Raw genomic sequence first — 12719 nt, 5'->3', positions numbered from 1 at the left:
TTTGCGATCGTCCGGCTGCCCGCACGGGGCCCGCGACTGTGCCGCCCCGACCCAGTGCGCGAAGACCGGCTGTGTTAACGGGATTCGTCGGGAACACAGACTAGGCGCTTGTGAACTCGTGCACAAATCGCGATCTTGGTCGCCGTTCCTGTTCACGATTATTGCGTAAATGGGACCCATACCACCAATCACGAGTCACGGGTACGGGGGTGAGGTACGGCCAGCCCTACCCTGAAGAGGCAAGCCGACGGGATGGGGGGAAAGAGCGCCGATGCCTAGCGTCGATGGCATGACAACAGCCGTCGTTTCCAGCCCCACCTCGAGCACCACGAGTCACCGTGGCATCGTGCGTCAACTGCTCACCGACTCGGCGTACGTGATCGTGGGCTTTCCGCTGGCGATCGCCGGTTTCGTCGCGGTCCTGGTCGGGCTGGTGCTCAGCGCCGGTCTGGTCGTCACGGGCATCGGCCTGCCGGTGATGGCGGGAGCGCTGCTGCTCGCCCGGATCTTCGCCGACCTCGACCGGCTCGCGATCGGCCGCATCCTGCGGCTGCCGCGGGTGCGCCCCGAGTACCGCACCGCCAAGCCCGACGCCGGCCTCTTCAAGCGCGTCATCGCCGTCATCGGCGACAGCCAGTCGTGGCTCGACGCGGTGCACGCACTGGTCAAGTTCGTCCTGTCGATCGTCGCCTTCGTGGTCACCGTGTCGTGGTGGGCCGGTGCGATCGGCGGCGCGTTCTACTGGACCTACGACTGGGCGATCCCGCGCGGCGACGACGAGGTCGACCTCAACACCCTGCTCGGCCTGGGCGACGGCACCGGCCCGCGCCTGCTGCTGTACACCGCCATCGGCGTGTTCTTCCTGCTCAGCCTGCCGATCGTGGTGCGCGGCATGGCGCTGCTCCAGGCCAACTTCAGCAAGGCGATGCTGACCGGCGTCGCCGAGATGCGCAGCAAGATCACCACGCTGGAAGGGCAGCGGCGGGCCGCGGTGTCGGCCGAGGCGACCGCCCTGCGCCGGCTGGAGCGCGACATCCACGACGGCCCGCAGCAGCGGCTGGTCCGGCTCGCGATGGACCTCGGCCGGGCACAGCAGCAGTTCGACAAGGACCCCGAGGCGGCCCGCAGGACCATCGACGAGGCGCTGACCCAGACCCGGGAGACCCTCGACGAGCTCCGCTCGCTGTCCCGCGGCATCGCGCCGCCGATCCTGGTCGACCGCGGGCTGCCGAGCGCGCTGGCCGCCCTCGCCAGTCGCGGCGTGATCCCGATCGACCTCTCGATCGACCAGACCCTGGGTCAGCCGGACGGCCGGGTGGACCCGGCGGTGGAGAGCGCCGCCTACTTCGTGGTGGCGGAGTCGCTCACCAACGTCGCCAAGCACAGCCGGGCGGAGATCTGCCGGATCGCGGTCAGCCGCGAGGGCGACGACCTGCGGGTCGAGATCTCCGACGACGGCGAGGGCGGGGCGCACGTCTCCAAGGGCCACGGCCTGGCCGGTCTGGCCGACCGGGTGCACGCTGCGGGCGGGCGGCTCACCGTCACCAGCCCCGCCGGCGGCCCCACCCTGATCCAGGCGTCCCTCCCCATCTGAGGGTTTCTACTACGCTCGACCGGTGCGCATTGTGATCGCTGACGACGCCGTGCTCCTCCGCGAGGGCCTGGTGCGGCTCGTGACCGAGCACGGCCACGAGGTGGCGGCCGCGGTCGGCGACGGCCCCAGCCTGGTCGAGGCGATCGTCCGGGAGAAGCCCGACGTCTCGATCGTCGACGTGCGGATGCCGCCGTCACACACCGACGAGGGGCTCAAGGCCGCGGTCGAGGCGCGCCGCCTGGTGCCCGGCACCCCCGTGCTGGTGCTGTCGCAGTACGTCGAGGTCTCGTACGCGGACGACCTGCTGGCCGACCGGGCCGGCGCGGTCGGCTACCTGCTCAAGGACCGGGTGGCGGCCATCACGGAGTTCCTGGACGCGCTCGGCCGCGTGGCCGCCGGCGGCACGGTGCTCGACCCCGAGGTGGTCGCCCAGCTGCTGGTCAGACGCCGGCGGGACGACCCGCTGCGGGAGCTGACCGCCCGCGAGCGGGAGGTGCTCGGGCTGATGGCCGAGGGCATGTCCAACACCGCGATCGCCCGCAAGCTGGTGGTCAGCGACGGCGCCGTGGAGAAGCACGTGCGCAACATCTTCACCAAGCTCCAGCTCCCGCCCGACGAGGAGCAGCACCGGCGGGTGCTGGCGGTGCTGACCTACCTACGCGGTTAGGGCGATCTCGACGGCTTCGGAGAGCGTCCCGGCGACCGGATGCCCGGAGGCGCGCAGCCGTCCCTCGTCGGTGAACCCGCCGGTGTAGAGCACGCATCCGGCACCCACGGACCTGGCGGCGTCTGCGTCGTCGAGCGAGTCGCCGATCAGCACCACCGACCCACCGTCGACCCCGAGGGCCTCCACGTGCCGCGCGAGATGGCCGGCCTTGAACGCGCGGTCGCCGCCGAGTGCAACTTGCACGCCGTCGACCCGCTGGAAGCGCCCGTCGAGCCCGAACGCCGTCACGGCCGGCACCAGGTCCTCGTGGAACCACATGGACAGCAGGGACTGGCTGCCGTTCCAGGAGCGCATGGCGGTGACGGCGTCGTCCGCGAGCGCGCACGTGGTCAGCCCGGCCCGGTAGGCGTCGTGGAAGATCTCGTCGAGCTGGTCGAACTCGTCGGCGTCGACCGCCCGGCCGAGCACCATCGCGTAGTAGTCGGCGACGGGCCGGATGAAGTGGCGCCGGTGGTGGTCGGCGGTCACCGCCGGGCCGCCCACGGTCGAGAGCGCGTGGTTGGTCGCGGACAGGACCAGCGCGAAGTCGTTGAGCAGGGTGCCGTTCCAGTCCCAGACCAGGTGCGTACGCGTCACGTGAACGACTTTACCCATCGAGATCTCTGACGAGCCGGTCCTCCTCGACCCGCCAGTAACCGTGCTCCTTGCCGTCGAGCAGCACCACCGGCAGCCGGTCGCCGTAGTCGCGCTCGAGCTCGAGGTCGTCCGCCACGTCGAGCTCGGTCCACTTCTCGCCGGTGCGCTCGGTGACCCGGTCCAGCGCGGACCGTGCCGCGTCGCACAGGTGGCAGTCGGCCCGGGTGAGCAGCGTGATCCTAGGCATCCCGCAGCTCCGCCTTGCGCACCTTGCCGATCGCCGAGTGCGGAAGCTCCGCGACGAACTCCAGCGCCGTCGGCGTCTTGAACCGCGCGAGGTTGGCCTCGGCGTGCCCGAGCAGCTCGTCCGGATCCACCTCGGTGCCGGGCGCGCGCACGACGAACGCCTTGACGGTCTGCCCGGTGTACGGGTGCGGCACGCCGATCACCGCCGCCTCGGCCACGCCCGGGTGGGCTTCCAGAACCTGTTCCACCTCGCGAGGGTAGACGTTGAAGCCGTTGACGATGATCAGCTCACCCCGGCGGTCGACGATGAACAGGTCTCCGTCGGCGTCGGCGTACGCGATGTCGCCCGTGGCCCACCACCCGTCGGCGTCGGGACCGTCGCGCCCGTCGGGCCAGTAGCCGTCGAACAGGTTGGCACCGCGGACCACGATCTCGCCGGGATCGGTCTCGGGCGGCCCGACCTCGAGGTCGAACTCGTCACCGTCCAGATCGGACACGTCGGACACCGGGCTGCCGTCGGGCGCGACCAGCCGAAGCTCGACACCGGGGATGGCCCGACCGATCGAGCCCAGCTTCGGCTCGGGGCTGACCAGCGTCGAGGTGACCGCCGGCGCGGTCTCGGTCAGCCCGTACCCGACGAAGACCTGATGCGACGTCGCCCGGGTGAACCGCGTCGCGGTCTCCGGCTCCAGCGGAGCGGCGCCGCACACCGCGACCCGTACCGTCGTCATCGCCGAACCGGCGTCCGGCAACAGCGACCAGGCCTGGTACATCGAGGGCACCCCGACCAGGCCGGTGACCCCGTGGCGGGCGATCAGGGCGAGCGAGTCGGCGGGGTCGAAGCGGTCGACCAGCACCCCGGTGGCGCCGTGATAGGCGACCGCGCCGAGCCCCGAGTTGAGCCCGTAGGCGTGGAACAGCGGCAACGCGAGCAACAGCGTGTCGTCGGGGCCGACCACGGTCGGCGTGCCGATCCCACCAAGAGCTATGGCGTCGATCTGCGCGTGGTTGGCCAGCAGGGCCCGGTGGCTGAGCATCGCGCCCTTGGGCGCGCCTTCGGTGCCCGAGGTGTAGAGCAGGACCGCGAGGTCACCGCCCGCGGCCGGCACCCCGGTCGGGCCCTCTTCCGGCAGCTTCTCGAGTACGCGCGCCAACTCGGGCAGGTCACCTCGGACGCCCTCCACGAGACGCGCGACGTCGGGGCTGGCGACCAGCAGAGACGCCCCCGAGTCGGCGAGCACGTGGCGCAGCTCCCGGGCGGTGTACGCCGGGTTGACCGGCACCGCGACCAGGCCCGCCCGCAGGACGGCGAAGAACGTCACGGCGTATCGAGGTGAGTTGGGCAACGCGAGCGCAACCCGGGAGCCCGTTTCGAGGTTGAGCCCGGTGAGCGCGGCCGTGGCGGCATCGACGCGACGGTTGAGCTCGGCCCAACTCAGGCTCGTGTCGTGCCAGATCAGGGCGGTCTTGTCGGGTGTCGCGGCAGCGGCTGCGGCCACCCGGTCGGCAAGTGTGTCGGAACGGCGGTCCACCACGGTCGCCGAGTCTGGCACAGTGACGCCGACCGTGGCCACGGTTGTCGTCCGGTGCGTTGTGCGAGTGTGCGTCGCGATCCCGCCGACGGGACTGCGCTCAGGAGCCGAGGAGGCACCCGCGTGTCGCCGATCGGCCAAAGGCTCCTGTGTATATCGGCGTGTCGCGATTCGGCGTGTCGCCCGCTTTCCGCAGGTGACAGGCGTCCTCCGGGCAGGTGTCTTAGGTCCAACAGCGGACAAGATGTGCGACACGTTCAGGTGGTATCGGGAAATACTTCGGCTCTGTGTAACGGACTCCCCACACGTGGGTGATGTTGGCCCTATCATTCCTGGGTCGGCTCACCCCTTTTGTATGTGAGTCACACCCCTCATCCCCGAGGAGGCCGCTGTGCCCGTGAACGCGTTGCATGAGCACCTATGTCCCGGTGCCGCCCCGTGCTGGCTCCGGTTGGAGGGCGGCAAGTGACGGCGCACAGCTATGCCCCGGATTACCTCGGCGACCTTCCGGCCGCGTTCGACTCGGGCCTCGCGGCGCTCCGCCGGACGCTGCACGAGATGCGGAGCCTCGACATCCGAGGTGACGGATCCACCTGGCGTGGCGACGGTTCCGTCGCCGACGGGGGCGCCCGGCGGACCCGCAACAAGCCGCACACCGACATCCCGGGTCGCCCGGTCGGTCCGGGCAGCAACTCCAAGCAGGTCAACGGCGGCCGGGTGGGCACACCCAACCGACCGACCATGCCGGCCCAGCCCGGTGTCGGCCAGAGCCCGGCGGAGAGCGGCGAGACCGCCGTGCTGCCCGCCGTCCCGCCGATCACCGAGCAGCGCACCGGAGGCTCCGGAGGCGCGCCGACCCAGTACCCGTCCCGCCCCGACCCGTCCGACCCGGCAACCGAGGTCTGGACGCTGGTCGAGCGGGCACAGGCGGGCGAGGCCGAGGCGTTCGGGCTGATCTACGACCGCTACGTCGACACCGTCTTCCGGTTCGTCTACTTCCGCGTCGGCAACCGCCAGCTCGCCGAAGACCTGACGTCCGACACGTTCCTGCGCGCCCTCAAGCGCATCGGCAGCTTCACCTGGCAGGGCCGCGACCTGGGTGCCTGGCTGGTCACGATCGCCCGCAACCTGGTCGCCGACCACTTCAAGTCGGGCCGGTACCGGCTCGAGGTGACCACCGGCGACGTGCTCGACGCCGACCGCGAGGACCGTGGTCCCGAGGGCAGCCCGGAAGCCGCGGTGGTCGACCACATCACCAACGTCGCCCTGCTCACGGCCGTCAAGCAGCTCAACCCCGAGCAGCAGGAGTGCATCGTGCTCCGGTTCCTCCAGGGCTTCTCCGTGGCCGAGACCGCGCAGGCGATGGGCAAGAACGAGGGCGCCATCAAGGCGTTGCAGTACAGGGCGGTCAGAGCCCTCGCCCGGCTGCTGCCGGACGGGTTCCAACCGTGACCGGTGGGGACCGCCCCGTAACTTCTCGTGCCCTACGACAGTTGGACTCGATGCGTCCGGTGATGGGTTTCCATCCCGGTTTCACTGTCGTAACCAGCGAAGGGAGGTGCCCGCGGTGAACTCCGTCCTTTTCCACCGGCGGCGCGCCGAGCGCTTCGCCCAGCTTCTTGACGAGGCCCATGGCGGCCGTCGTCACCACGTACGGTCTCCGGTGGACAACGATCTCGCCGATGTCGTGGCTGTCGGGCATCGGGTGTCAGCGCTCAAACACTCGGTCGACGTGGACGTCGACCCCGAGTTCCGGATGAGCCTGCGTGCGGCCCTGGTCGCCGCGGCGGAGCGCGAGGGGATCGGCGCGGTCGCCGACACCGGCGCGACCGTCGACCTGCAGGCGTTCCGGGCGGCGGCCACCGCGCCGAAGCAACGGGCGCGCCGCATCCGCACCCGGGGAGCGATCCTGGCCGGCGTCGCCGTCGGCGCGATCGCCATCTCGGGCATGTCGGCGGCCAGCGAGAACGCGGTGCCGGGCGACGCGCTTTACGGGGTCAAGCGCTCCACCGAACGGGCTCAGCTCGCGCTGGCCAGCTCCGACCTGTCCAAGGGTCAGCTGTTCCTCGACTTCGCCCGCAACCGGCTGTCGGAGGCGCGGGCGGTCAGCGACAGCGACGGCTTCTCCCGGGCGCTCGACGACATGGACGCCAACACGACCGAGGGTGTGCGGCTACTCACCACGACCGCGGCGCAGCGGCACGAGATGGCCGCGCTCGACGCGGTCGACGCGTTCCTCAAGCACCAGCGCACTGAGGTCAGCGGCCTGCTCGGCACCACGACGGACGCCCGCCACGAGCGTGCGCTGTCGTCAGTCGCGCTGCTGCTGTCGGTCGAGAAGCGCGCCGACGAGCTGCGCCGGTCCCTCGAGTGCGGCGGTGACGCGGCGGCCAAGAGCGACGCGCTGGGTCCGCTGCCGGGTGCGTGCCCGGCGGGCAGCGCGCCGGCTGACGCTCCGGCCGGCAAGCAGTCCGGTGGCGACGGCGAGGCGACCGACACGCGGCCGGAGAAGTCCGACCCGAAGCCAGCCACCTCGGGCTCGCCCGCCGCGCCCGGCTCGGCCGACCGTCCGGGCTCCAGCCCGGCACCGGCCTCGCCGACCCCGGCACCGAGCAACGACAGCAACCTCGTCGAGGATCTCGGCGACCTGCTCGGCGGACTCGTACCCGGTTCCTGACCCTTGCCGACCTACCACGATCGGGGCGTTCCTCAGCTGGAGGAACGCCTCGATCGCTGAAGCGGTGCGTTCGGCCGGATACCCTCGTTCGAGGGGCCGAAGGCGGATCGATCGGAGGTAGCTGCGTGGCATCGGAGCACCGGCTGACCATCAGCACGGACGCACACGGTCACACCGCCGGCTGGGCCGCGGCCGAGCTCGAGACGGCCCTCGAGGTCGACATCGACAAGAGCGCGGCCGCCTTCTTCGACATCGACAACACCATGCTCCAGGGCGCGTCGATCTACTGGATCGCCCGCGGGCTGGCCGCCCGGCGCTACTTCACCACCACCGACCTGGCCCGGTTCGCCTGGCAGCAGGCGCGCTACCGGCTGCTCGCGGCCGAGCACGCCGGCGACATGTCCCGCGCCAAGAAGGTGGCGCTGGCGTTCATCGAGGGCTGGCGGGTCGACGACATCGAGCGGCTGACCGAAGAGATCTTCGACGAGCTGATGGCGCCGCGGATCTGGTCCGGCACCCGCGCGCTCGCGCAATTGCATCTCGACGCCGGCGAGCGGGTCTGGCTGGTCAGCGCCGCGCCGGTGGAGATCGGCCGGGTCATCGCACAGCGGCTCGGGCTGACCGGCGCGATCGGCACGGTGGCCGAGGTGATCGACGGTGCCTACACGGGCCGGCTGGTCGGCGACCTGATGCATGGGCCGGCCAAGGCCGACGCGATCACTCAGCTCGCCAACGTCGAAGGGCTCGACCTGCGCCGGTGCACGGCGTACAGCGACTCGGTCAACGACCTGCCGATGCTCTCCGCGGTCGGCAACGCGGTCGCGGTCAACCCCGACAGCGGGCTGCGTCGAGCCGCCCGGGAGCAGGGCTGGGAGATGCGCGACTTCCGCACCGGGCGCAAGGCGGCCAAGGTGGCGGTGCCGTCGACGCTGGCGGCGGGTCTGCTGGCCGGCGCGATCACCACGGTGCTCGCGGCCCGGCGACGCCGCCGGGCCGGCTGAGGCTGGCCTACCGCTCCGCCTCCTACCGCCCGAACGGGTCGGGGCGGCGTTCGAGCAGGGTGTGCAGCGTCTGCTGGATGGTCTCCCGGACCTGGTCGGCCAGGTTGAACACGACCAGCGGGTCGTCGGCCTGGTCCTGCAGGTGCGCCGTCGGGATCGGCTTCGAGAACTCGATCAGCCACTTGCTCGGCAGGGGCAGCATGCCCAGCGGGCCGAGCCACGGGAAGGTCGGCGTCACCGGGAAATAGGGCAGGCCGAGGAGCCGGGCCAGCGGCTTGATGTCGGCCAGCATCGGGTAGATCTCCTCGGCGCCGACGATCGCGGCCGGCACGATCGGCGTGCCCGTGCGCAGCGCCGCCGAGACGAACCCGCCGCGGCCGAAGCGCTGGAGCTTGTAGCGCTGCGCGTACTGCTTGCCGACGCCCTTGAAGCCCTCGGGGAAGACACCGACGAGCTCGCCGGTGCGCAGCAGCCGCTCGGCGTCGGGGTTGCAGGCGACCGTGCCGCCGGACTTGCGCGCCAGCTCCGAGACGATCGGCATGCGGAACACCAGGTCGGCACCGAGCAGCCGGAGGTGGCGGCGGTTGGGTGTGCGGTCGTTGACGGCCGTGGCCAGCATGATCGCGTCGAGCGCGACGGTGCCGGAGTGGTTGCCGACCACCAGCGCCGACCCGTTCGCCGGCAGGTTCTCGACGCCGAACACCTCGGTGCGGAACCAGTCGCGGTAGAGCAGCCGCAGCATCGGCAGGAACACCTTGTCGGTGAGCTCCGGGTCGAACCCGAACTCGTCGACCTCGTAGTCACCGCCCAGCCGGCGCCGCAGGAACGCCAGCCCCTTGGCAACGCGCTGATCCCAGACGTCGCCGGGCTGGTCGGCCACGGCCGGCGGCAGGGGCGCCGGAGCGCTGCCGTTGTGCCGGTCCGCGGTCGGCTCGCCACTCGCGGCCGCCGCCCGAGCCGGACCGTCGCCGTTGGGCGAGGCCGTCCCGCTGCCGTTGGGTCCGGCGGGCGCGACGCCGTTGCTCGCGGCCTCACCGACCACGAAGTCGGTCGACGGCACGCTGCCGCGGCGGGTGGCGCCGTTGGTCTTCTGCGCCGGTGCGCGGCGGGGAGTCGCCTTGCGGGTGCTCTTGCGCGGCGGCCGGTCGGGCCGGCCCGATTCCTCAGTCATGCCTTCTCCTGCACGGTCGCGCGTGCCTGGCGGATCCCGTCGAGGATGGCCTGTTCCGCGAGGGCCAACTGCTCCCTGCGCAGCACCGCACCACCCCGGTGGCCCGCGACGAAGTCGTCGAACGCGTCGGCGGTGGTGCGCGGGCTCCAGCCGAACTCGTCGACCAGCTTGGTGGTGTCGACCACCCGGCCGTGGACGAAGAGGTCGACCTGGTCGAGCCCGTAGCCGCTGCGGCCGAGGTTGCGCACCAGGTTGGAGGCGGCGGACAGACCTGGTTCGAGGACGGGCACGGGTATCCGGCCCGCGCGGCGGATCGCCTGGGACAACGAGAGGACACCGGCGCCCGCGACGTTGAACGTGCCGGCGTGGTCGTCGACCACCGACCGGTGCACGATCTCCAGCGCGTCGTCGATGTGCAGGAACTGCAGGCGCGGGTCGCGGCCGAGCACGGTGGGCACCACCGGCCGGGCGAAGTAGCGCGTCAGCGTGGTGTCGGCGCTGGAGCCGATGAACGGCGCGAAGCGCAGGACGGTCGCGGTGACGTCGGTGCGGCGGCGCCGGAAGCCGCGGACGTAGCCCTCGATGTCGAGGATGTCCCGGGCGAACCCGCCGCGCGGCACCTCACGGGGCTCGGTGTCCTCGGTGAACACCGCCGGGTCACGGAAGGACGCGCCGTAGGCCGCCGTGGAGGAGCGCATCACCAGCTTGCGCAGCCGCGGAGCCTGTTGGCAGGCGGCGAGCAGGTGCATGGTGCCGATGACGTTCTGTTCCTTCATCGCCGCCCGGCCGCCGTGCTGCGGGTCGGGTGCGGTGGCCAGCGCGAGGTGGACCACCGCCTCGGCCTCGAGGTCGGCGATCACGGTGCTGGCGGAGCCGGCGTCGCCGCGCACCTGCTCGACACCGTCGAGCAGGTGGGCGAACTCCGCTGGTGGCGCGTGCGGGTCGAGCCCGACCACGCGGCCGATCCGGTCGTCGGCGGCGAGCCGGGCGGCCACGTGGGCGCCCAGAAACCGGCTGACGCCGGTGACGACAACCGAGCCTGTTGGTCGCGACCTCACGTTGGCCTCCGGTCAAGGATCAGGAGGGTGCCGCGCGGACGCGCCGGGCCACCGGCACTGACGTCAGACCCGAGCCGATGGCCCAGAACTGGACCTCAGGCTCGGGCCGGCGTCACTTGCCGAGACGGCGACGCTGGACGCGGGTCTTGCGCAGCAGCTTGCGGTGCTTCTTCTTGGCCATACGCTTGCGGCGCTTCTTGACCACCGAGCCCATACGACAGCCCTCTCCCAGTGAACGTGCGACATGCGCCGGACGTCACGGGGACGTGAAGGCCGACGGCGATCTGACATCGGATTCGACCCGACGGCGGGCGCATTGCACCACAGCGGGGTCAGAATCGCGATCCAGGGTACGCGTCGACCGTCAGCCCAACCAAAGCGACCCCGGCCGCGGGGCCGTCACAGCCCCGCGGCCGGCTCCATGGTCACTCTTATGCGGACTCTTGGAACGCGCCGCGTAAGTATTCGTTCACGGCATGTTCCGGAACCCGGAACGATCGACCGACGCGCACCGCGGTGAGATCACCCGAATGCACCAAGCGGTAGACCGTCATCTTTGACACCCGCATCAATGTCGCCACTTCGGCCACCGTGAGGAACTTGACCTCCGACAGCCTGTCGGCTTGTGGTGATCCTGCCATGGCTCACCAACCAATCCATCCCCGGCGCGCGCCGTCAGGCGCTCGTGTAACTAGTACGGTAGCGGTGCCGTTGTTACCGGCGCGATCCCTTCGCGGGTTTGATCATGGTTAGTCAACTCAACTCACCGAGTTTTCCCGAAATCTACCCCTAAAGGGGACATTTCGCGACTCGTGATCATGCCGCGGCCGCCCTCACAGCCGCCACACACTGATCATTGAGCACAGACCACGGTTCCCCGAAAACCTCGCGGCTGGCCTCGTCGATCGACATCCGGTCATGTGTCAGGGCCTTCATGAAGGCCAGCACGTCCGGCTCGCCGAAGCGCTCAGCGAGCTGTCGGACGGCGAGATAGCCGATCCCGTACGCGCCGGCGACCTCCCAGTCGGCCGCGCCATCAGCGATCTTGAGATCTTCCAGCGGACCGGCCCAGCCGCGCTCCTTGACGACCTTGCGCACCTCTTCGATGCCCTCGTACGCCTGCGGCGCGGCCCCACCGGACGCGGCGAGCTCGGCGATCCCCTCGACCAGCCACCAGGCCGACGTCGGGAAGCCGTTCGGCGGCATCGTGGACGCGTGCGTCATCTCGTGGCGGAGCAGGTCGTCGAGGTTGTTGCGCTGCGGAGCGGCCGCGTTGATCACGACGTCGACCTGGCGCCCGCCGACCGGCAGCGCGTAGCCGGCGGTCCACGCCGGCCGGCTGCCGCCGAACCACCGCTTCCACTGGTCGGTGCCGGCGTAGAACACCTCGTAGTGCGCCGGGGGCGGCCCGCCGACGGCGTACCGGTCGGCGACCACGGCGGCCTTCTCGGCCTCGGCCAGCACCGTCTTGAGCTGGCCGCGCAGCGGCTTCGTGGTGGCCACCACGACCCTCTTGCCGCGGGCCACCACGAGTTGGTCGACCTCCCACGGGCGGGGACCGTCGTACGTCGACATCGAGGGCTCGACGCCGACCAGCTTGAGTCCGGCCGCGGTGTCGGTCCACACGGTGCCGTACGTGATGGTCATCGGCTTGCAGTCGGGCTCGACGAAGCAGTGCTCGACCTCGACCAGCGCTCGCCACCTGCGCGGGCCGACCGACGACGGGATCGAGTCGGCCGACGGCACCCAGCGGGTCACCTTCATGCCCCGCAACGAGGCGAACTGGGCGCTCAGCGTGGCCTTGGCCGGGCTGGCCGGGTCGGCGATCGCGACGAAGCCCGCCTGGTCGCCACCGAGCAGCGCGGTGCCCTGTGCGGCGAGCGCGGCGCCGATCCGGTCGCGGAGCCAGGCGGCGGTGACCCGGTCGGCGTCGCCGGCGACCGGGCTGCGGGCCGGCTCGGCCTTGGCTGACGGTGTCGCCGGCCAGGCCGGAGAGTCGAGCCCACGGAACACGACGACGCCGACTCCGACCGGAGCGACGCACAGCACGAGCGCGGCGACCAGGCCGAGGGAAAGCCACAAGGACCATCGCCGGCGTGGTGCCGGCGCACCTGTCTCCTCAGCCATCCGGGCGAGA

The 12719-nt window shown here is 71.2% G+C and carries 12 protein-coding genes and 1 pseudogene; 5 read left to right on the top strand and 8 right to left on the bottom strand.

The features are described from left to right. The first annotated feature begins 289 nt into the window (after positions 1–289). Both AB0J88_RS01770 and AB0J88_RS01765 read left to right on the top strand, forming a co-directional pair. The gene (locus tag AB0J88_RS01770; protein WP_364359919.1) at positions 290–1594 is read left to right on the top strand and encodes a sensor histidine kinase; all 1305 of its coding nucleotides are present in this window, start codon (positions 290–292) and stop codon (positions 1592–1594) included. Positions 1595–1616: 22 nt separating this feature from the next. Beyond that, positions 1617–2261 carry a response regulator transcription factor gene (locus tag AB0J88_RS01765; RefSeq protein WP_364359916.1) on the top strand — a complete coding sequence of 215 codons (645 nt, stop codon included), beginning with the start codon at positions 1617–1619 and terminating at the stop codon, positions 2259–2261. Here AB0J88_RS01765 and AB0J88_RS01760 read toward each other — a convergent pair. Genes AB0J88_RS01760 through AB0J88_RS01750 form a run of 3 tightly spaced genes read right to left on the bottom strand, consistent with a single transcriptional unit; the run spans position 2250 to position 4678 of the window. Beyond that, on the bottom strand, positions 2250–2915 hold the full coding sequence (locus AB0J88_RS01760; RefSeq protein WP_364359913.1) for an HAD hydrolase-like protein: 666 nt from the start codon (positions 2913–2915) through the stop codon (positions 2250–2252). The genes AB0J88_RS01765 and AB0J88_RS01760 overlap by 12 nt on opposite strands. After that, positions 2908–3144 carry a glutaredoxin family protein gene (locus tag AB0J88_RS01755; RefSeq protein WP_364359910.1) on the bottom strand — a complete coding sequence of 79 codons (237 nt, stop codon included), beginning with the start codon at positions 3142–3144 and terminating at the stop codon, positions 2908–2910. The genes AB0J88_RS01760 and AB0J88_RS01755 overlap by 8 nt, the downstream gene beginning before the upstream one ends. Further along, complete coding sequence (locus AB0J88_RS01750; RefSeq protein WP_364359907.1) at positions 3137–4678, bottom strand: AMP-binding protein; 1542 nt, start codon at positions 4676–4678, stop codon at positions 3137–3139. The genes AB0J88_RS01755 and AB0J88_RS01750 overlap by 8 nt, the downstream gene beginning before the upstream one ends. Before the next feature lie 555 nt (positions 4679–5233). On the opposite strand from AB0J88_RS01750, the gene AB0J88_RS01745 reads away from it, so the two are divergent. The 3 genes and pseudogenes from AB0J88_RS01745 to AB0J88_RS01735 all read left to right on the top strand — a co-directional run bounded on the left by AB0J88_RS01745 (position 5234) and on the right by AB0J88_RS01735 (position 8353). Then, positions 5234–6127, top strand: a complete 894-nt coding sequence (locus AB0J88_RS01745) for an ECF subfamily RNA polymerase sigma factor, BldN family (protein WP_364360200.1) — start codon at positions 5234–5236, stop codon at positions 6125–6127. 115 nt (positions 6128–6242) lie between these two features. Then, positions 6243–7109, top strand: a pseudogene (locus tag AB0J88_RS01740) (DUF5667 domain-containing protein); the annotation flags it as partial. Between the two features lie 368 nt (positions 7110–7477). Then, entirely contained in the window at positions 7478–8353 is an 876-nt protein-coding gene (locus AB0J88_RS01735) for an HAD-IB family hydrolase (protein ID WP_364359904.1), read from the top strand. 22 nt (positions 8354–8375) lie between these two features. Here AB0J88_RS01735 and AB0J88_RS01730 read toward each other — a convergent pair whose 3' ends face one another. The 5 genes from AB0J88_RS01730 to AB0J88_RS01710 all read right to left on the bottom strand — a co-directional run bounded on the left by AB0J88_RS01730 (position 8376) and on the right by AB0J88_RS01710 (position 12709). Next, complete coding sequence (locus AB0J88_RS01730; protein ID WP_364360197.1) at positions 8376–9245, bottom strand: lysophospholipid acyltransferase family protein; 870 nt, start codon at positions 9243–9245, stop codon at positions 8376–8378. A gap of 275 nt (positions 9246–9520) precedes the next feature. After that, on the bottom strand, positions 9521–10582 hold the full coding sequence (locus AB0J88_RS01725) for an NAD-dependent epimerase/dehydratase family protein (protein ID WP_364359901.1): 1062 nt from the start codon (positions 10580–10582) through the stop codon (positions 9521–9523). Positions 10583–10694: 112 nt separating this feature from the next. Next, positions 10695–10796, bottom strand: a complete 102-nt coding sequence (locus tag AB0J88_RS01720) for an AURKAIP1/COX24 domain-containing protein (RefSeq protein WP_007465623.1) — start codon at positions 10794–10796, stop codon at positions 10695–10697. Positions 10797–11013: 217 nt separating this feature from the next. After that, positions 11014–11223 carry a helix-turn-helix domain-containing protein gene (locus tag AB0J88_RS01715; protein ID WP_089253551.1) on the bottom strand — a complete coding sequence of 70 codons (210 nt, stop codon included), beginning with the start codon at positions 11221–11223 and terminating at the stop codon, positions 11014–11016. 175 nt (positions 11224–11398) lie between these two features. Next, positions 11399–12709 (bottom strand): hypothetical protein, encoded by a 1311-nt coding sequence (locus AB0J88_RS01710; RefSeq protein WP_364359896.1) that lies wholly within the window; start codon positions 12707–12709, stop codon positions 11399–11401. Positions 12710–12719: the final 10 nt, after the last annotated feature.

It is taken from the genome of Asanoa sp. NPDC049475 (genome assembly GCF_040676915.1).
Taxonomy (GTDB): domain Bacteria; phylum Actinomycetota; class Actinomycetes; order Mycobacteriales; family Micromonosporaceae; genus Asanoa.
Note: the sequence above shows the minus strand (reverse complement) of the source record. Positions and strands in the feature narration are given on the sequence as shown.